The following is an 18,528-nucleotide window of genomic DNA, read 5'->3' as shown; positions in this document are numbered from 1 at the left end:
GATCAGCCGGCTGGCGTCGCTTCGCTGTCCAGATACTCCTGCACCGCCTTGTAAAAGGCATTGCGCCCCGCTTTCTTGTCATCCGGCGTTGCCGTAGGCCAGTTGCCGTTGCTGGCGATCACGAGCTTGCGGCTGGGATCGATGAAGATCCCCTGACCGAAAATGCCTTGGGCAGCGAAACTGCCGTCATCGAATGTCCACCACTGATAGCCGTAGCCCGCGCCAGGCTGGCCAATATCCGTCTGCTTAGAACCTGCCTTGGCAAACCAGTCATCGGGCACGACGCTTGTATCCCCGATCTTTCCGCCGCCCATGACAAACTGGCCGAACAGGGCGAAATCGCGCGTTGTGGCGGAGATACAGCAGCCCCCGATCTCCTTCCCGCCGTCATTCAAAATCCAGACCGCATCCTGGTTCATGCCATAGGGCTGCCAGACCTTCTCGGACAGATATTCGGAGAGAGACTTGCCCGTCGCCTTGGCGACCAGCACGCCGATCAGATTGGTCTCGCCGGTATTATATTGCCAGCGGGTACCGGGCTTGGCCTCGTTTACCAAGGTCTTCATGTAGAGGATGACGGGGTCCACACCGTCCTTGGATTTGGTGGTGTTGAACCGGGCAACGTCGCTGTTCTTGTCCGCGTAATCCTCGTTCCATTTCACGCCCGAGGTCATGGTCAGGAGTTGCTGGACGGTCACGCCGTCATAGCCGCTGCCTTCCAGTTCCGGGATATAGGCGGTCAGCGGGTCATCCAGCGACTTGATGAAGCCGTCCTTGATTGCCGCCCCGACCAAGGTCGATACCAGCGATTTGGCGACAGAGAAGCTGGTCCAGCGCTTGTCCTTGTCAAAATCCATGCGATATTCTTCGAGCCGGATCTTTCCGTCCTGCAGGACGACGATACCGGCGAGCCGCTGGTCGGCCATATAGGAATCTATGCTCAATTCACCCTGACCGGTCTTCAACGTGGCTGGCAAGGGCTTGCCCGTTTCGAGTTGCCGGAGGTTGTCGCCTGCTTCAATTGTTCTGGTGGTGGTCAGAACCTCCATCTGGCGGAATGCGTTGTCGCGTTGATCCTGGGTCCAGAACAGCACGTTTTCGTCAGTCGGCAGACCGGCTGCATTCGCCGCCACTTTCTGCACCCGTTCGCATGCTGTAAGGCTGATACAGGCTACGCCCAACAGCGCCAGTTTTGCCAATGCTCTCATCGATCCGCTCTCCCTTTTTCATTTGTCTTTTACCAGTGTCACTTGTGCGACATCAATTCCACCACCACGAAAACCGCCCTCGCAATAGGCCAGATAATAGCGCCACAACCGAACGAATTTCTCGTCAAAACCAGGCGGCAACGCGCCCTGCTCAACCACCTCGTCGAAGCGATCACCCCAGATTTTCAGCGTTTCCGCATAGTCGAGACCAAAGCTTTTCTGGTCGGTCCAATGCAGGCCGCGGGCTTCCGCCAGCGCTTGGAAGCGACTTTCCGAAAGCAGCATGCCGCCGGGGAAGATATAGGTCTGGATGAAATCCGCGCTGGCGGCATATTCCTCGAAAATATCATCGGCAATGCTGATGTATTGCAAGGCCGCTTGTCCGCCGGGCTTCAGATTGCGGCTTATGCAGTCGAGAAAATCGGGCCAATATCGTTGCCCGACCGCTTCCACCATTTCGACACTGGCGATCGCGTCATATTGACCAGCGACATCGCGGTAATCCTGAATGAGAAACTGCGCCTCGGGATGATGGTCCCGTGCCCATGCGGTCTGCTCGTCGGACAGCGAGATGCCGGTCACAGCGAGTCCGTGATCGCGTGCCAGGGTGCCCGTCAGCGTGCCCCATCCGCAGCCGATTTCCAGCACGCTGTCGCCCGGCTTTATCGACAGGCGTCCGGCGATTGCTGCAATCTTGTTGCGCTGCGCGCTTTCCAGATCATCCTCGGCATCGACAAACAGCGCGCTCGAATAGCTCATGGTCCGGTCCAGCCAGAGCGCATAGAAATCATTGCCCAGATCATAGTGATACTGGATATTCTGCCGCGCCCGCAGCTTGTCGTTGTTCCTGCGGCTGTGCCGCATTTTGGCGATCAGCCGGAACAGACCGCCGGCCCTTCCGGTATCTTTCAGCCCGGCGCGATTGCGGGTGAACAGGTCGAACAGCTCGACCAGATCCGGGCTTTCCCACTCGCCCTTTTCCCAGGCCCGATACCAGCCGATCGAGCCGGAATTGACCAGCCGCAGCAGCGCGTTCCAGCTGTGCAGGGTGATCCGTGCCGTCGGCCCTTCACCGCGCCCGCCGAGAATACGGGTCGTGCCGTCGGGCAATTGACCTTCGAATGTGCCGTGATCCAGTCCCGCGTCAATCCGGTCCAGTATCCGGTGAAATCCGGGCGCAGAGAGCCGCGCGAACAGGCCGCCGCCGGAGCCGAACCGCTTGCGCGCGTCCAGCAAATGTTTGCCTCTCTTGGGTGCCTGCGCATTCATAGTGCCATAATGGACGAGCGGCAAGTGCTTGGCAATGCGGAACTATCCGTAAAACGCCTTTGGCCTAAGCGTCATCGGCCTGTCCCGGGGCCGCGGCCGAACCGGCGAGAATCCCGCCATCGATATTGAGTTCCGAGCCGGTGATATAAGCCGCCTCATCGGACGCCAGCAAAACCGCCATTGCCGCGACTTCGCTGGCCTCGCCAAAGCGCTGCAGCGGAATGTCGCGGACCAGGGCCGCTTCCGAGGCGGCCCTTGCCTCGCCCTCGCCCAGCATCGGTTCCCACATCGGGGTCATGATCGCGGCGGGGTGGATCGAGTTGCAGCGGATCTGCCAGCCCTGCTGCGCGCAGTAAAGCGCCACCGACTTCGTGTGGTTGCGGATCGCCGCCTTGGAAGATGCATAGGCAGCGGCACCCGGAATTCCGATCAGGCCTGAGCGCGAGGAAATATTGATGATCGAACCGGTGCCCCTGTCCTTCATTGCCTTGATGGCATAGCGGCAACCCAAGAACGTCCCGTCGAGATTCACCCGGTGCACCGCGCGCCAGTCCTCCAGCGAGGCATGTTGCGGGTCGTGCGGACCGACACCCTTTTCGAAGCCGGTTATGCCGGCGTTGTTGACGACGACATCAACCGCCGGCCGCATATTCGCCAGCCGCTCCCAGTGCGCTTCTTCCTGCACATCGAGAACCAGCGTGTCGCCGCCCAGTTCCTCGCCGGCGGCGATCAGCGCATCCGCATCGCAGTCGGTCAGCAGCACGGTCGCGCCTTCATCGATAAAGGCCTTGGCGATCGCCTTGCCGATCCCGCGTGCGGCGCCGGTCACTACGCAGCTTTTTCCGGTCATCCGGTCGGCCATCATTTCACCTCCTGATAGGCAGCGAGGGCTCGTTCGCGTCCCGCGCGATGACCGATGATCTTCGCCGGATAGCCGCCGGGCTTGCATCCGGAATCTTCGGGATCATGGATATAAGGGTCATCGATATCGGCCAGTTCCGGCACCCACCGCCGGATATAGTCTCCGGCATCAAATTTTTCGGATTGTGTCAGTGGTGCCATGATCCGGACGAACATGTTGCTGTCGACGCCGGTGCCCGACACCCATTGCCAGTTGACGCTGTTTGATCCGTAGTCGGCGTCGACCAAAGTGTCCCAGAACCATTTTTCGCCTTCCCGCCAGTCGATCAGCAGATGCTTGATCAGGAAGCTTGCCGCGATCATCCGGACCCGATTGTGCATCCATCCGGTCGCCCACAGTTCCCGCATCCCGGCATCGACGATCGGATAGCCGGTCTTGCCCTGGCACCAGGCATCGAAATCGGATTGCACCTTGGCATCGTCCATATCGCGCCAAGGCAGGGCGCGCATCTTCTCACGATAGCTCTCGCCGCCATATTGCGGGAACTGGTCGATCACATTCTGCGCATAGTCGCGCCATACAAGTTCCTTGAGATAGGTTTCGACCTTGCTCCCCTGCCCGGCCAGCCGGTTCCAGATCGTCGCCGGGCTGATCTCGCCAAAATGCAGATGCGGCGACAGGCGGGAGACCAGTTCTTCCGACGGCAGGTTGCGGCCTTCGTCATATTCCGCAGCCTTGTCGGCGAAATCTTCGAGATTGGTCTCAGCGCCCGCCGATCCGGGTTGCCAATGGTCGTCAAAAGCCGCTGCCCAGTTCGGCTTGGACGGCAAAAGATTCCAGTCATCCAGACTGTCGCTGTCCGACCATTGCCTCGGCTCGGCAAGCTCGTCCGGCGCAGACCTCGCCTCCCCCGGCGGCATGTGCTGGCGCAGCGCCTTCCAGAAGGGCGTGTAGATCTTGTAGGGATCCCCCGATCCGGTCGTCACCGTTCCCGGCGGCAGCAGATAATTGCCATCGTGCAGCACCAGCCGGGCCTCGTCGCCGAGCGATTTCTCCAGCGCCCGCTCCGCATTGCGCCACCAGGGCTCGTAATGGTGGAGGGCATGGACTTCATCGGCACCGGAGGTTTGGGCAATGTCGGCGAGCTGCTCGGCAGCATCCCCCCGCCGCAGGATCAGCCGCGATCCCAGATCCTGCAAACGGGCGTCCAGCGCTGTCAGCGAATAGTGCAGCCACCAGCGCGAGGCCCCGCCCATGATGCGGTGTTTCGGCGTTTCGTCGTCAAGAATATAGACCGGAATCACCGGGCCGCTTGCTGCAGCGGCCAGCACGGCCGCCTGGTCGGAGAGGCGCAGATCGCGGCGGAACCAAATGATTTTTGCTTTTGTCATAGCCATGCATCTAGTCAGGGACGCGCATCTTCCAACCTGTCTTTGCGGACATTGGCGCGTACCGTGAAGCGATCGCCGACGAGCGGGTCCATGAAGCGCTGGTCCCGGACGGTCACGCGCGCGCCGACCGCCGTTACCACCGGCATTCTGGACCAGAACAGGAAAGCCGCGCCATCCTTGCTCGATCGTGCGACCTCGGATTCGAGAAAGGCAGAATTTCCGGCAATTTTATGTTCGTCGCCGAGCGTCAAGCCGTTGAACAGGACAAAGGCCCCGGAACCGTAGGCAGAGTCGTCGCGCCACAATATTTCCCGCTTCCAGAACTGGAGCGGGAGCGGGTTGGCGACGACCAGCGCTTGCCGCCGCTGCATGAGTTCGGCAGACCCCGCATCCGCCGCCAGCTCGGTCAGCTGCCGTTTGGTCTCCGCTTCGGCCTTGCCGGTAATCAGGCCGTTGGCGAAGATATAGGCGCAGACCGCGGCAAAGCTGATCCAGGCCGGCCGCTGCCAGCGGTCGGCCCCCTTCTTCTCCCGCCGTCGCGACATCCAGAAACCGGCGATCAGTGCCACCCAAATCCAGATATCGATGATGAAGATGCTGTCGCCGTAGAACCATTGCGACGAGAAAGGCTCAAGCAGGCGGATCCCGTAGCTGTTCAGCCAGTCCAGCGCCGGATGGCTGAGGCAGCCGATATAGGCCAGCGCCAGCAGCCAGCCCTTGTGGATCGGCAAGCGGTTGGCGGGCCGCCTGCCGCGCCTGGTCTGCCAGCGGTCGAAGCCGATCATGATCCCGGTCAGCAGCAGCGGCAGCAGCAGCATCGCGATCGGCCCATGGGTGATCCCGCGCCGGATCGCCAGATGCTGAACCCCGTCCAGCAGCGTCGCCGCCGCATCGATGTCCGGAATATTGGCAGCGATGATCAGCGTCGCCATGCCGAGACCGGTTTTCTTTTTCAGGCCCATCTGGCCGAGAACGGCGCCGGCGAGGCTGTGGGTCAGGTTGTCCAAAAATTTTCCTCACACGAAGACACGAAGGCGCACCGCCAGACAAATTCATCTGGCATGAAAGTTGACACAAATGACGGCAGGTACCGCGAAAATTCAGTCGAAGCGTTCTCTGTCAGCGATAAAATGAGCGCGCCTGTTCGAGGCACAGGAAGAAATTTTTCGCAGCAGAACCATGGATTCATGCTGCCAAATCAAATCCAACATTTCAAGCGAAGATCGACTTTGACCTATAATTCCGGTCCGTCCTCGGTCACCGTCCAAGTCTGGCCCTTGTTCAGCAGTCCCTGCAGATCGGGCTTCTTGCCGGCAGACGAGGCGACGTTTTGCGCTACGACCGCGGCTTCGAATGTCGGGCGCGGATCATCATAGAGTACGCCGAGCGCCATCGGGAATGCACCAAATTGCATTTCGACCAGCATATGCGCGACCGAGCGGTTGGTCACATCGTGCACGATCACGCCGGCACTTTCCCAGTCGCCATCGACCACGTCGACGACTTCCAGCTGCAATGTCTTGCGATTGAGCGTGATGCCCTTCTGGCCCTTGGCAAACAGCATCGGTTCGCCGTTCAGCAGATGCAGCTGGGTATCATCGGCGGTTTTCTTGGCGGCGAACTCCTCGAACACATCCTTGTTGTAGACGATGCAGTTCTGGAAGATCTCGATGAACGATGTCCCCTTGTGCGCATGCGCGGCTTTCAGCACATCGGGCAGGCCCTTATGGATATCGATGCCGCGCGCGACAAAGCGTGCGCCGGCACCCAGCGCAAAGGCGCAGGGCGAGGCGGGCCGGTCGACCGAGCCATAAGGCGTGGAGGGACTGTGCGTGCCCTGCCGGCTGGTCGGCGAATATTGGCCCTTGGTCAGGCCGTAAATTTCATTGTTGAACAGCATCAGCTGGCAATCGAGATTGCGGCGCAGCAGGTGCATGGTGTGGTTGCCGCCAATCGACAGCGCATCGCCGTCACCGGTGATGATCCAAACATCGAGCTCGGGATTGGCGAGCTTGACCCCGGTCGCAATCGCCGGCGCACGGCCGTGAATCGTATGAAAACCATAGGTCTCCATATAATAAGGGAAGCGCGAGGAGCAGCCGATGCCGCTGATGAACACGGTGTTCGACGGGTCGGCACCGAGATCCGGCATGGTGCGCTGCACCGCCTTGAGGATCGCATAGTCGCCGCAACCCGGGCACCACCGGACTTCCTGATCGGTTTCCCAGTCTTTCAGCGTGGTCGTGATCTTGGTCATCTCGTTCATGACAAATTCTCCTCGATCGCCGTCACAATCTCGGCGATGGTAAACGGCTGGCCGGAAACCTTGTTCACCGGCTTGGCATCGACCAGATACTGGTCGCGCAATATGGTCTTCAGCTGACCCGTGTTCATTTCCGGCACGATGATCCGGTCAAAGCTCTTGAGCAGATCCCCGAGATTCTTCGGCAGCGGCCAGATATTGCGGATATGGACATGCGCGACATCCTGGCCGGCCTTCTGGGCGCGCAGCACCGCCTGGTGGATCGGACCGAAGGTCGAGCCCCAGCCAATGACGCCAAGCCTGGCGCCGGCCTTGCCCAGCGCAATGTCCTGATCGGGCAGGCTGTCGGCCACGCCCAATATCTTGTCGCGCCGGATTTCGGTCATCGTCTGGTGGTTGGCAGGACCATATTCGATATGGCCGGTGTCGACGCCCTTTTCGATGCCGCCGATCCGGTGCATCAGTCCGGGCGTGCCCGGCTTGATCCATGGCCGCTTCAGCTTCTCGTCGCGGCTGTAGGGCAGCAGGGGCCCTTCGGGCTTTTCGGTCATGAAGCTGACGGGGAACCGTTCCAGCGTATCTACGTCCGGAATCTTCCACGGCTCCGCCGCATTGGCGATATAGCCATCGGTCAGCAGCATCACCGGCGTCATATATTGCACGGCAATCCGCACCGCCTCGATCGCGCAGTAAAAGGCGTCTTCGGGCGAACGCGCGGCAATCACCGGCATCGGCGCATCACCATTGCGGCCATAGACCGCCTGGTAGAGATCGGATTGCTCGGTCTTGGTCGGCAGGCCGGTCGACGGGCCACCGCGCTGCGAATTGACGATCACCAAAGGCAGTTCGGTCATGATCGCAAGGCCCATGGCCTCGCCCTTCAGCGCAATGCCGGGACCGGAAGAGGAAGTAATGCCAAGGCTGCCGGCATAGCTGGCACCGATCGCGGCGGTGATCGCGGCAATCTCGTCCTCGGCCTGGAACGTGGTGACGCCAAATTCCTTGAGCCGCGACAGATGGTGCAGGATCGCTGAAGCCGGAGTGATCGGATAGCCGCCGAAGAACATCGGCAGTCCGGCCAGCCTTGCGCCAGCGACCAGTCCCAGCGAGATCGATTCCGCGCCGGTGACCGTGCGGTAGGTGCCCGCTTCCGCTGGTGCTGCGGCAATCTTGTGATGCTGCAGATGACCGCCGCCAAGGCCGTCACCGGAAATTTCCGCCGTTTCGCCATAGGCGTGGCCGGCGTTGAGTGCGGCGATATTCGCTTCCGCGATTTCGGGCAACTTGGCAAATTTGCTTTTCAGCCATTGCACGATCGGTTCGCGATCGCGTTCGAACATCCACAGCGCCAGCCCCAGAGTCCACATATTCTTGCAGCGCAGGGCTTCCTTGTTGCCCAGACCGAACGGTTTCACCGCATCCAGCGTCAGCTGGGAAATGTTGAGCTTGAGCAGCTGCCATTTGGCCAGCGAGCCGTCTTCCAGCGGATTGCTGTCATAATGGGCCTTGTCGAGATTGCGCTTTCCGAATTCGCCTTCGTCGGCAATCACCAGGCCGCCGGGCCGGACCGCCTGGACGTTGGTCTTGAGCGCTGCCGGGTTCATCGCGATCAGTACATCGGGTTCATCGCCGGCGGTTTCAATCGCTCGCGAACCGAAGTTGATCTGGAAGGCGGAGACGCCGAACAGGGTACCCTGCGGAGCCCTGATCTCTGCCGGGAAATCCGGAAAGGTGGCGAGATCATTGCCGGCCAGCGCCGTCGAGAGGGTGAACTGCCCTCCGGTCAGCTGCATCCCGTCGCCGCTGTCGCCAGCGAAACGGACGACGACATTTTCCGCGCCTTCGGGATGGGGATTATTCGGTTCTTCCTGCTTCAAAACGGTGGCCATGACTGATTTTCCGTGCCTTTGTTATTATGCAAACCGCTGTAGAGCAGCAATGCGTGGGGCTTCAAACCACAAAAACTAATAGGGATAAAGCATTTGTTTGGGCGTCCCTCCCGGATTAGCCCTTGCCTAGTGAACATGGCCTGATCTAATCCTCCGGTTCGCTTGCGGGAGAAGAGAGATGACCGACATTTACGTGCGCCCCGATGTGCAGATGATATTGACCATGATGGAGCAATCGGACCAGCCGCTGATGTCGGAGGTCGAACCGGTCGCCGCCCGCGAAATGTACAACATGATGGCGGCGCTGCTGGAAGCCGACCCGGTCGCGTTGCCGAGGATCGAAGATCTGACCTGTCCCGGCCCTGCCGGCGACATCGCGCTCCGCCTCTATGACAGCCAGGCGGAACGGAGCGGGGCAACGCCCGTGATCGTCTTCTACCATGGCGGCGGCTTCGTCATCGGCGACCTGGAATCGCACCACAGCTTCTGCACCCATGTCGCGCGCGAGATGGACCTGCCGGTGATCGCGGTGGATTACCGGCTGGCCCCCGAGGCCCCCTTCCCCGCCGCGCCGCAGGACAGCCTAGCCGCGACCCGGTGGGTTGCCGACAACCAGCAGCAGCTGAAACTGGAAATCAGCGGCCTGATACCCTGCGGCGACAGCGCCGGCGGCAATCTGGCCCTGGTCGTCGGGCAGGCGCTGGCCGCCGAGCCCGCTGCGGTTCCGGTGGTGGCGCAATTTCCGATCTATCCCGCCACCCGGATGGATGCCGAAGGCGGATCGATGGACGAATTTGCCGAAGGCTTCCTGCTCACCCGCGACAGCATGGAATATTTCAACAGTCACTACGCGCCGCTTGGTGAAGACATCATGGTCTCGCCCTATCTTGGCGATCTGTCCCGGTCACCACCCACGGTTCTGGTGACCGCCGGACTGGATCCGCTGCGTGACCAGGGACGGGCCTATGCCGCCGCGTTGATCGGCCATGGCGTGGACACGCATTTCATCGAAATGCCCGGAAATGTGCACGGCTTCATCAACATCCGCAAGGCGGTGCCGTCCGCGGCGCAGGACGTCGACAAAATGATTGCCGCGTGGAAGATCCTGATCGCCTCGCTGGCCAACTAGCGCCGGCGTGCCTATAAACATGTCCGAAAGGCCCAGTATCATCGATTTTACCGCTCTCCCCTATCGCCCCTGCGCGGGCATCATGCTTGCCAACCGCGACGGCCAGGTTTTCGTCGGCCAGCGCCTCGATGCCGCCGACAGCCCCTATCCGGACGCCTGGCAGATGCCGCAGGGCGGGATCGACGAGGGCGAGGATGCGGAAGTCGCTGCCCTGCGCGAATTGTGGGAAGAAACCGGCGTTGTTGCCGATCATGTCCAGATCATCGGCCGGACGCGGGAAGAATATTTCTACGACCTGCCAGACGAACTGCTCGGCAAGATCTGGAAGGGCAAATATCGCGGCCAGCGGCAAAGCTGGTTCCTGATGCGCTTCACGGGCGAGGATGATCATATCGATATCCGGACCGAACATGCCGAGTTCAAAAACTGGAAATGGACCGATCCGGCGGGTCTGCCGGACCTTATCGTTCCCTTCAAAAGGGATCTGTATCGCGCGGTGCTGAAGGAATTTCAGCCGCTGATCTAATCACATCCAATCGAGATTTCCTATGTACAGACTGGCCCTGACCGCCGCAATTCTTGGCTCCGCGAGCCTATCCGCGGAGGCCACCGCTGCCCTGCCCGATCCGGTCAGGGCAATGATCGACGCGGCGATTGCATCGGGAAACAAGCAGGATGTTGCGGCTGTCGTCAAACTGGCGAAGGCCACCAACCCGGACGATGTCCCGGAAATCGACGCCCTGATGGCCGATTATAATGCCAGTCTCGCGAGGACCGCGGCCGCGGCGCTGCGGGAGAAGCAGGAAGCCGGCTTTTTTGAAAACTGGACGGGCCAGGGCGAACTGGGCGGGTTTCGCTCGACCGGAAACACCAGAAATCTCGGCCTTTCGGGTGGGGTCAAGCTGGTGAAGGATGCCGTCAAATGGCGGCTGAACTTTCAGGCGCGCGCCGACTATGAGCGCAACCGCGGCAGGACCACCCGGGAGCAGCTGAACGCGACGATCGAGCCGAACTACAAGTTCAGCGAGAAATTATACGCCTATGGCCTGGCGCAATTTGAACGCGACCGCTTCCAGGGCTTTTCGGCCCGTTACACCCTGTCGGGCGGCCTCGGCTACGAGCTGGTGAAAACCGACGCCATGCGGCTGGCCGTCAAGGCCGGACCGGCGGTTCGGGTCACGGAATTTCCCGCCGGCGACAGCAAAAGCAGCCTGGCCGGCCTGGTCGGCGTGGATTTTGACTGGCAGATTGCCGACAATATCAAATTGTCGCAGGATGCCGGCGGCACCTATGCCAGCGACGCGCAGGGCTTTACGTCGGGAACCGCCGTGATCGACAGCGACAACACCTCCATCACGGCGACAACCGCGCTGACCGCAAAGCTGATCGGCGGCCTGTCGACGCGTCTGTCCTATACAGTGGAGCACGAGACCAATCCGCCGGTCGGTCGCCGGAAAACCGATACGCTCAGCCGCGCGACCCTGGTCTACGATTTTTAGGGAGACTCGCGGTGCGCGCGGTCAGGGCGTTTCGCTCGCCGGTTCCTCGTCACCGATCTTCGGCTTGGGCGTGACCGCTTCGGCCGACAGCACCGGCTTCTGTTCGGCCAGCTTGATTGCCGAGGCCAGCTGGTCGTTCTGCGTGCAGCGCGCCCGGCACAGGGTTTCGATCCGCGACAGGTTTACCCGCGCCTTTTCCAGAGCGCCGCGCTGGATCAGGGCTTCGCCCTGACCGGCCAGTGCGTCGAGATTGTTCGGATCGAGAATCAGCGCCTCGCGATAGAGGCGGATCGCCTTGCCGGGCAGTTGCTGCACCCGGGCAATCTGGGCGAGCGCGATAAAGGCCGAACCGTTGCGCGGATCGACCGCCAGCGAGGTTTCGTAGAGGTCCGCCGCCAGATCGAGTTCGCCGCGCTTCTGCGCCGCTTCGCCCAGCTGCATATATTCCACTGACTGCTGCTTGATCTCGATATCGGCAGACTGGCCAAAACCGGCGCTCGAAACGGTGGCAAAAACGAGAGACAAGGCAACAACAGCCGGGGAAAAACGCATAATCAGCTCCATTAAACTCTCGCGACCATAGCCAGGATCATCTGCATGCTGGCTTAACATGGCCTGCTATCACAATTTTTCGAGACAGGTAAAATAAAAGCCATCCGTTCCGTCATGACAGGGTGAAAGAAGAACGCCTTTACGATATGGGCGGCCAATCGGCAAATCAATCGGTTTCTCCCGCCATCCGGGGTGTGATTCGAGAAAACTCTCGGTCTGCTCTCCGCCCTCTGCGTCGAGCAGCGAGCATACCGCATAGACCAGATGTCCGCCCGGCTTCACCATCTCGCTGCCGAGCTCAAACAGCCGCTGCTGCAGCTCGGTGGTGTGGTCGAGGCGTTTCGGCGTCATCCGCCAGCGCAGCTCGGGGTTGCGCCGCCAGGTACCGGTACCGCTGCAGGGCGCGTCGATCAGGACCAGGTCGCAACGCGATTTCAGATGCTGGAGCGATTCGGCTTCCCTGCCCGGTCCGAGCAGGATCGTCTCGATATTGTCGGCACCGGCCCTGCGTTTGCGCGGATCGATCCGGCTCAGCCGCCCGCGATCGGTATCCGCCGCGATGATCTGGCTGTCGGAGGGAAGCATCGCCGCCAGCGCGAGGGTCTTGCCGCCCGCCCCCGCGCACAGGTCGAGCGCCAGTTTCGGCGTCGATGCAGCGCCAGCCAAGGCAATCGCCTGGCTGCCCATATCCTGGATTTCGACTGCGCCGTCGCGATAGAGCGGCATGTCTTCCACCTGCGTGCCGGTCGGAAGCGCGAAGGCATGAGGCAGCGGCAGAGCGACCGCGTCCGGCCAGGCGGCGGTGATTGACGCGTCGGTGGCGCGTTGGGCGTTTACCCGGATGTGCAGCGGCGCGCGATCGAACAGCGCGCTCTGTTCCGCCTCGTCGATCAGGCTGGCAAACCGGCCGGCCAGCCAGGCCGGCACTTGCGGGCCGCTGGCAACCGGCTCATCGGCAGCAATCGCGGCGGGGCCGTAATTGCCGCCACCGAACAATTCCCGCCATTCGGGCTGTTCGTCGAGAAGTCCCAGCAACGCCTGCCGACCACTGTCCGGCCGGTCGCCCCAGCGCCGGATGGCGGCGTAGACATGTTCGCGGATCGCGCGGCGGTCGCCCGATCCGGCGTAGCGGCGCTCCTTGAAGAATTTCTTCGCGATATTGTCGGCGGAGGCGCCGTTGTCGCGGGCCGCGGCAATGATCCAGTCGAGCAGATCGATCGCTGCCTGCAGTCTGGCCGAGGGGGTCACGGGTTCATGCGATCGTCGGCATGGACGCAATAGTGGCTGGCACGCGCCGCGGCGCCATGGGCCATGACGGCCTGTGCCTTGCGCTGCACCGCCGCCTGTTCACAGTCTTCCACGGTCAGATAGGCATCTGTCGCCCACAGCGGACGGGCGTCGGACTGGCCGGTGGGCCAGACCAGCATCAGCAAGAAGATCTTGGCTTCGATCACGCGATCGCTCCGCAGGCGCTAGCGCGTCGGATAATTGGGCGCTTCCCGCGTGATCGCCACATCATGGACGTGGCTTTCCTGCAATCCGGCATTGGTGATGCGGACGAATTCGGCCCGTTCGCGCAGATCTTCCAGCGTCGCCGAGCCGGTATAGCCCATCGCCGCCTTCACGCCGCCGACCAGCTGGTGAATGACGTCGCGCGCCGGTCCCTTGAACGGCACCTGGCCTTCGATCCCTTCGGGGACCAGCTTCATCTGGTCGGTAATGTCCTGCTGGAAATAGCGGTCCGCCGATCCGCGCGCCATCGCGCCGACCGAGCCCATGCCGCGATAGCTCTTGTAGGCGCGGCCCTGATAGAGGAAGGTTTCGCCTGGTGCTTCCTCGGTACCGGCAAGCAGGGATCCGATCATCACCGCCGACGCGCCTGCGGCCAGCGCCTTGGCGACATCGCCCGAGGTTCTGAGACCGCCATCGGCGATCACCGGTATTCCGGATTTCTCGGCTTCTTCCGCGCATTCGATGATCGCGGTCAGCTGGGGTACGCCGACACCGGCCACCACCCGCGTGGTGCAGATGGAACCCGGTCCGATGCCGACCTTGATGCCGTCGGCGCCGGCGTCGATCAGCGCCCGGGTTGCCGCGGCGGTGGCGACGTTGCCGGCAATGACCTGGACGCCGTTTGACCGTTTCTTGACCTCTTCGACGGCCCGCGCCACCATCGCGCTGTGGCCGTGTGCGGTGTCGATCACGATCAGATCGCACTCCGCGTCGATCAGCGCTTCGGTTCGCTCCTGCCCGCTGTCGCCCACGGTCGATGCCGCCGCGACGCGCAGGCGGCCGGAGATATCCTTGGTCGCGTTGGGATAGGTCACCGCCTTCTCGATATCCTTGACCGTGATCAGGCCGACGCAATGATAATTGTCATCCACCACCAGCAGCTTCTCGATCCGGCGCTGGTGCAGTGTCCGGCGCGCCTCTTCCTGGCTGACACCGGCTGGAACCGTCGCCAGATTATCCCGGGTCATCAGCTCCGAAACCGGCTGTTTAGGATTTTCCGCAAAGCGCACGTCGCGGTTGGTCAATATGCCGACCAGCTTGCCCGATTTCTCGACCACGGGAATGCCCGATATCCGGTTCTGCTGCATCGTCGCCTGCGCTTCGGCAAGGGTGGCTTCCGGGGCGATGGTGATCGGGTTGACCACCATGCCGGATTCGAAGCGCTTGACCTGACGCACCGCCGCAATCTGCTGTTCGAGCGTCAGATTGCGGTGCAGAACACCGATGCCGCCCATTTGCGCCATCACGATGGCCATGTCCGATTCCGTGACCGTATCCATCGCCGACGAGAGGATCGGGATATTCAGGCCGATCAGCTTGGTGAGGCGGGTCTTGGTATCGGCCTGGCTTGGCACGATATCGGACGCGCCTGGCCGCAACAGGACATCGTCAAACGTCAGTCCCAATGGAATATCTTTATGCTTGCCCGGCCTGCTCATGATCGCCACTTTCCGATGTCGTGAATGTGATTCTGTGGCGGCCCATGTAATCAGTTATCGGCCTCGCCGCTAGTGGCTTTTCCCGGATAAGTAGCGGCTGAGGCAAAATAGCGGCCCAGCGCGACATGAAAATTGGCATCTGCCGCGGCACCGGTCAGCAGAAGGTCATCGTTCACCTCGTCGCTGACATCATGATAGGGACCATTGATAAAAGCATCCAGCCGTTCCTGATCGGTAAAGGCGCTGGTGATCAGGTAGGCCGGAATGTCACGTTCGAGAAACACGTAGCCGTCCTGTCGCCTGACATAGGGATCAGAAATGCCGCTGCGGTCGATTTCTCGCCCTTCCTGTCCTGCGACGATCTCGATGTCCGCATCCAGGCCGGATTCTCCCAGTCCCAGCACCGCAATCCGCGTCGCATTGGCCGAGAGGGCGATCGTATCGGCGTTGAAGGCGACGACCAATTTTTCCAGTGCAACCGGCGGGCTTTCGACAAAGGCCCGCGCCCCAAGCAGGCCCTTTTCCTCGGCAGTGGTTGCCAGAAAATAGATGTCCCGGTCATGCGGGGTAGCGGACAACCGCTTCGCCGTTTCGATCAGCAGCGACAGGCCGCTGGCATTGTCGACCGCGCCGTTGCAGATCCGGTCCTTGTCGGGGTCCTGCGGATCTTCGGCCCGGCAGATGCCGAAATGGTCCCAGTGCCCCAGGAACAGCAGCGCACCGCTTTCCGGTTCCGTACCGGCGATCCTGCCGATCACGTTGTGCGACAGATAGGAACGGACCCGTGTCTCGGCACCGGCACTGGCCAGCAGGTCAAGATCGATGACAGCGATCGCATCCCGGTCCGCCAGCAACTGCCGGTCATCGCGCCCCGACTGCCGGACGATGGCGCGGAACTGGTCCGGACTTATCATCCCCTCGATCGCTGCATGATCCTCGACCACGGACAGGCCCGTCGCGCCGCGCGCGAAGAAACGCCGGTATCGGGGCCACTGGTCCGGCTTCTCCAGGACCATGATCACCCCGACCGCCCCGTCCCGCATCAGTTGCCGCTTGCGCGACCGAAAGTCGGGAATATGCTCGCCTTTCGCCAGCGGCGCGAGCGGCAACAGGACGAGTTTTCCGCTGACCGACAGACCGGGATCAGAATCTGCATAACCGGCGAAAACCAGAGGCATATCCCTCTGTTCGAATGATGGCGCGCGGCTGCGCAGAATTATCTCTTCCTGCGGCAGTGTCGCTGGCCTGCCCCCCGGCCCATGTGCAACCGTCATGCGATAGCGTTCCGGCACGCGCTCTACCAGCTGCACCGGCGCGTACCAGGAGCCGTCTGCACCAGCGGGGCGAAGGCCGGTCTTCGCCCATTGCGTGGCAATATAATTGACGGTCCGGTTTTCGCCCAGGGTCCCGGGTTCCCGGCCCTCGAAGGCATCGCTCGCGAGTATTTCGATATGGCGGAGCAGATCAGCCTCCGCGATCGGCTCGGAACGCGCCGCGCTGGAAAAGGCCAGCCCGGTAACACAAAGTAATGCAATGATACGCATTGCGGAGAAAACCCTTTCACTCAGGCAAGCCGTTCGCTTTTCCCTTGGCATTATCCCGCAAATAATCAATGACAATGAGACGGGTCGCGAGGGAGAATGGAAATGGGTGTTTCACTGTTGCTGCTGGTGCTGCTGGTCACCATCATCTATCTTTTTGCGAGCATCAAGATCGTTCGGCAGGGCTACCATTATACCGTCGAATATTTTGGTCGCTACACCACGACCGCGCAACCGGGCTTCAACTTCTACCCTGCCTTTCTCTATCGCGTCGGCCGCAAGGTCAACATGATGGAGCAGGTGCTCGATATTCCGGGCCAGGAGATCATTACCAAGGACAATGCGATGATTTCCACCGACGGCGTGGTCTTCTTCCAGGTTCTGGACGCGGCGAAGGCAGCCTATGAGGTCAACGACCTGTACAACGCGATCCTAAACCTCGTCACCACCAACCTGCGCACGGTGATGGGATCGATGGACCTCGACGAGACCCTGTCGAAGCGCGACGAGATCAACGCCCGCCTGCTGGTGGTGATCGACGACGCCACCACGCCCTGGGGGATCAAGATCACCCGCGTCGAGATCAAGGACATTCGTCCACCGCAGGACATCGTCAACGCGATGGCGCGGCAGATGAAGGCGGAACGCGAGAAACGCGCCAATATCCTGGATGCCGAAGGCGCGCGCGCTTCCGAAATCCTGCGCTCCGAGGGTGAGAAGCAGGGGCAGATCCTGCAGGCGGAAGGCCGCAAGGAAGCAGCTTTCCTCGACGCCGAAGCCCGCGAACGCGAAGCGCAGGCCGAAGCCAAGGCCACCGAAATGGTGTCGCAGGCGATCGCTGGCGGCAATGCCCAGGCGATCAACTATTTTGTCGCCCAGGACTATGTGAAGGCGGTCGAGAAATTTGCCACCTCGCCCAATGCCAAGACCATATTGTTCCCGGTCGAGGCGACCCAGCTGATCGGCACCCTCGGCGGTATCGGCGCACTGGCCAGAGAAGCCTTTGGCGACACTGCCCAGACATTTTCGCCGCCGCCGCCGCCGCCGCGCAAGGGCCCGTTCGACAATCGGGACGAGTGACAACGCACAGCGAGGGAGCACAAGACGGTGGATGATTTTTCGATCAGCAATCCGGAATATGTCTGGCTGGGACTGGCGGCGCTGCTGGCGCTCGCCGAACTGTTCGTACCCGGGGTTTTCCTGATCTGGGTTGCCGCCGCGGCGGCCGTGACGGGTATTCTGTCGCTGTTCATCGATCTGACAGTGGCGGGTCAGCTGACTTTGTTCGGCCTGGCCACCATCCTGGCCGTGCTGGGCGGTCGCCGCTGGTATCTCACCCACAATGTCGAAAGCGAAAATCCGCTGCTCAACAACCGCTCTGCGCAACTGGTCGGCCGAACCGTGACCGTGGTGGAGGCGGTATCCGCGACCAGCGGACGGGTCAAAGTCGGGGACGGCGAATGGCCGGCCCAGGGGCCCAGTCTGGCAAAGGGCATGATCGCAAAGGTCGCGGCGGTCGAAGCCGGTGTCCTTCGTCTGGAGGCGATTGACAACGGCGCGCAGCCGGGCAGCCAGCCTATTTCCTGAAGAAGCCCTTCGCCATATTGGCAAGGTCATTGATCGGATTGCCGTCGCCGTCGCGGTCGAGATAGCCGGTGACCTTGCCGAGCAGGCCATTTTCCCCGCCGAGCCGGTCCATCAGACCGCCCTCGCCATCGAGACCGGCTTTTTCCGCCATCGCCGGCAACAATCCCTTGAGTTTCTCCGGGTCGATCCCGGCCTCGGCGGCGGCTTCGCGGATCGCCGTCATCCGGTCGGTGCCTCCCTCGCGCAGTCTGGCGAACAGCGCCTCACCGCCCCTCCGGGCTTCCTCCGTGGTCATCCCGGCCTTTTCGGCAATATCGTCCAGCGTGAAATTGTCCGGCAACATCGCCATGATTTTGTCGAGCATGCTCATGATTTCTGTCCTCCCCC

At 61.6% G+C, this 18,528-nt stretch carries 18 protein-coding genes; 5 read left to right on the top strand and 13 right to left on the bottom strand.

The window, feature by feature from the left end:
• Positions 1-2: 2 nt before the first annotated feature.
• The 7 genes from V7650_RS02700 to V7650_RS02670 all read right to left on the bottom strand — a co-directional run bounded on the left by V7650_RS02700 (position 3) and on the right by V7650_RS02670 (position 8,882).
• Positions 3-1,208, bottom strand: coding sequence for a serine hydrolase domain-containing protein (locus V7650_RS02700; protein WP_335654701.1), 1,206 nt, complete (start codon positions 1,206-1,208; stop codon positions 3-5).
• A gap of 18 nt (positions 1,209-1,226) precedes the next feature.
• Positions 1,227-2,477, bottom strand: a complete 1,251-nt coding sequence (locus V7650_RS02695; protein ID WP_335654700.1) for a cyclopropane-fatty-acyl-phospholipid synthase family protein — start codon at positions 2,475-2,477, stop codon at positions 1,227-1,229.
• A gap of 64 nt (positions 2,478-2,541) precedes the next feature.
• On the bottom strand, positions 2,542-3,342 hold the full coding sequence (locus V7650_RS02690) for an SDR family oxidoreductase (RefSeq protein WP_442955244.1): 801 nt from the start codon (positions 3,340-3,342) through the stop codon (positions 2,542-2,544).
• The gene (locus V7650_RS02685; protein ID WP_335654699.1) at positions 3,339-4,730 is read right to left on the bottom strand and encodes a cryptochrome/photolyase family protein; all 1,392 of its coding nucleotides are present in this window, start codon (positions 4,728-4,730) and stop codon (positions 3,339-3,341) included. Before V7650_RS02685 ends, V7650_RS02690 begins: the two co-directional genes overlap by 4 nt.
• 14 nt (positions 4,731-4,744) lie before the next feature.
• Positions 4,745-5,737: a metal-dependent hydrolase gene (locus tag V7650_RS02680; protein WP_335654698.1), complete on the bottom strand. Its 993-nt coding sequence runs from the start codon at positions 5,735-5,737 to the stop codon at positions 4,745-4,747.
• A 227-nt stretch (positions 5,738-5,964) separates the two neighbouring features.
• Positions 5,965-6,996, bottom strand: coding sequence for a 2-oxoacid:ferredoxin oxidoreductase subunit beta (locus V7650_RS02675; protein WP_335654697.1), 1,032 nt, complete (start codon positions 6,994-6,996; stop codon positions 5,965-5,967).
• A complete protein-coding gene (locus V7650_RS02670; RefSeq protein ID WP_335654696.1) occupies positions 6,993-8,882 on the bottom strand; it encodes a 2-oxoacid:acceptor oxidoreductase subunit alpha in 1,890 nt (629 codons plus the stop codon). The genes V7650_RS02675 and V7650_RS02670 overlap by 4 nt, the downstream gene beginning before the upstream one ends.
• A 178-nt stretch (positions 8,883-9,060) precedes the next feature.
• Here V7650_RS02670 and V7650_RS02665 point away from each other — a divergent pair, with 178 nt between their 5' ends.
• From V7650_RS02665 to V7650_RS02655, 3 genes are read left to right on the top strand one after another with little or no spacing between them, the layout of a single operon-like run.
• On the top strand, positions 9,061-10,011 hold the full coding sequence (locus V7650_RS02665) for an alpha/beta hydrolase (protein WP_335654695.1): 951 nt from the start codon (positions 9,061-9,063) through the stop codon (positions 10,009-10,011).
• Between the two features lie 19 nt (positions 10,012-10,030).
• Positions 10,031-10,537: an RNA pyrophosphohydrolase gene (locus V7650_RS02660; protein ID WP_335654694.1), complete on the top strand. Its 507-nt coding sequence runs from the start codon at positions 10,031-10,033 to the stop codon at positions 10,535-10,537.
• Positions 10,538-10,559: 22 nt separating this feature from the next.
• A complete protein-coding gene (locus V7650_RS02655) occupies positions 10,560-11,510 on the top strand; it encodes a DUF481 domain-containing protein (RefSeq protein ID WP_335654693.1) in 951 nt (316 codons plus the stop codon).
• 21 nt (positions 11,511-11,531) lie between these two features.
• On the opposite strand, the gene V7650_RS02650 is transcribed toward V7650_RS02655, so the two are convergent.
• From V7650_RS02650 to V7650_RS02630, 5 genes are all read right to left on the bottom strand, one after another.
• Positions 11,532-12,062: a tetratricopeptide repeat protein gene (locus tag V7650_RS02650; RefSeq protein ID WP_335654692.1), complete on the bottom strand. Its 531-nt coding sequence runs from the start codon at positions 12,060-12,062 to the stop codon at positions 11,532-11,534.
• A 69-nt stretch (positions 12,063-12,131) separates the two neighbouring features.
• Positions 12,132-13,310 carry an RsmB/NOP family class I SAM-dependent RNA methyltransferase gene (locus tag V7650_RS02645; RefSeq protein ID WP_335654691.1) on the bottom strand — a complete coding sequence of 393 codons (1,179 nt, stop codon included), beginning with the start codon at positions 13,308-13,310 and terminating at the stop codon, positions 12,132-12,134.
• Complete coding sequence (locus V7650_RS02640; protein WP_335654690.1) at positions 13,307-13,516, bottom strand: hypothetical protein; 210 nt, start codon at positions 13,514-13,516, stop codon at positions 13,307-13,309. Before V7650_RS02640 ends, V7650_RS02645 begins: the two co-directional genes overlap by 4 nt.
• Positions 13,517-13,534: 18 nt before the next feature.
• Entirely contained in the window at positions 13,535-15,013 is a 1,479-nt protein-coding gene (gene guaB, locus V7650_RS02635) for an IMP dehydrogenase (protein WP_335654689.1), read from the bottom strand.
• Between the two features lie 50 nt (positions 15,014-15,063).
• Positions 15,064-16,557, bottom strand: coding sequence for a M28 family peptidase (locus V7650_RS02630; protein ID WP_335654688.1), 1,494 nt, complete (start codon positions 16,555-16,557; stop codon positions 15,064-15,066).
• Positions 16,558-16,659: 102 nt separating this feature from the next.
• Here V7650_RS02630 and V7650_RS02625 point away from each other — a divergent pair, with 102 nt between their 5' ends.
• Both V7650_RS02625 and V7650_RS02620 read left to right on the top strand, forming a co-directional pair.
• Positions 16,660-17,634, top strand: coding sequence for an SPFH domain-containing protein (locus V7650_RS02625; protein ID WP_335654687.1), 975 nt, complete (start codon positions 16,660-16,662; stop codon positions 17,632-17,634).
• Positions 17,635-17,661: 27 nt separating this feature from the next.
• Complete coding sequence (locus tag V7650_RS02620) at positions 17,662-18,141, top strand: NfeD family protein (protein WP_335654686.1); 480 nt, start codon at positions 17,662-17,664, stop codon at positions 18,139-18,141.
• On the opposite strand, the gene V7650_RS02615 is transcribed toward V7650_RS02620, so the two are convergent.
• Positions 18,131-18,511 (bottom strand): hypothetical protein, encoded by a 381-nt coding sequence (locus tag V7650_RS02615; protein WP_335654685.1) that lies wholly within the window; start codon positions 18,509-18,511, stop codon positions 18,131-18,133. The genes V7650_RS02620 and V7650_RS02615 overlap by 11 nt on opposite strands.
• Between the last annotated feature and the right edge of the window lie 17 nt (positions 18,512-18,528).

Origin of the sequence: Parasphingorhabdus sp. (assembly GCF_036964565.1) — a bacterium.
Lineage (GTDB): Bacteria > Pseudomonadota > Alphaproteobacteria > Sphingomonadales > Sphingomonadaceae > Parasphingorhabdus.
This window is presented reverse-complemented; position numbering and strand designations above follow the sequence as displayed.

What these genes read in the sequence shown, in the direction of transcription:
- V7650_RS02660 (WP_335654694.1), top strand. Translation starts at nt 10,031, where the DNA reads ATGTCCGAAAGGCCCAGTATCATCGATTTTACCGCTCTCCCCTATCGC.
- V7650_RS02700 (WP_335654701.1), bottom strand. Translation starts at nt 1,208, where the DNA reads ATGAGAGCATTGGCAAAACTGGCGCTGTTGGGCGTAGCCTGTATCAGC.
- V7650_RS02685 (WP_335654699.1), bottom strand. Translation starts at nt 4,730, where the DNA reads ATGACAAAAGCAAAAATCATTTGGTTCCGCCGCGATCTGCGCCTCTCC.
- V7650_RS02690 (WP_442955244.1), bottom strand. Translation starts at nt 3,342, where the DNA reads ATGATGGCCGACCGGATGACCGGAAAAAGCTGCGTAGTGACCGGCGCC.
- V7650_RS02625 (WP_335654687.1), top strand. Translation starts at nt 16,660, where the DNA reads ATGGGTGTTTCACTGTTGCTGCTGGTGCTGCTGGTCACCATCATCTAT.
- V7650_RS02630 (WP_335654688.1), bottom strand. Translation starts at nt 16,557, where the DNA reads ATGCGTATCATTGCATTACTTTGTGTTACCGGGCTGGCCTTTTCCAGC.
- V7650_RS02665 (WP_335654695.1), top strand. Translation starts at nt 9,061, where the DNA reads ATGACCGACATTTACGTGCGCCCCGATGTGCAGATGATATTGACCATG.
- V7650_RS02675 (WP_335654697.1), bottom strand. Translation starts at nt 6,996, where the DNA reads ATGAACGAGATGACCAAGATCACGACCACGCTGAAAGACTGGGAAACC.
- V7650_RS02670 (WP_335654696.1), bottom strand. Translation starts at nt 8,882, where the DNA reads ATGGCCACCGTTTTGAAGCAGGAAGAACCGAATAATCCCCATCCCGAA.
- V7650_RS02695 (WP_335654700.1), bottom strand. Translation starts at nt 2,477, where the DNA reads ATGAATGCGCAGGCACCCAAGAGAGGCAAACATTTGCTGGACGCGCGC.
- V7650_RS02655 (WP_335654693.1), top strand. Translation starts at nt 10,560, where the DNA reads ATGTACAGACTGGCCCTGACCGCCGCAATTCTTGGCTCCGCGAGCCTA.
- V7650_RS02650 (WP_335654692.1), bottom strand. Translation starts at nt 12,062, where the DNA reads ATGCGTTTTTCCCCGGCTGTTGTTGCCTTGTCTCTCGTTTTTGCCACC.
- guaB (WP_335654689.1), bottom strand. Translation starts at nt 15,013, where the DNA reads ATGAGCAGGCCGGGCAAGCATAAAGATATTCCATTGGGACTGACGTTT.
- V7650_RS02615 (WP_335654685.1), bottom strand. Translation starts at nt 18,511, where the DNA reads ATGAGCATGCTCGACAAAATCATGGCGATGTTGCCGGACAATTTCACG.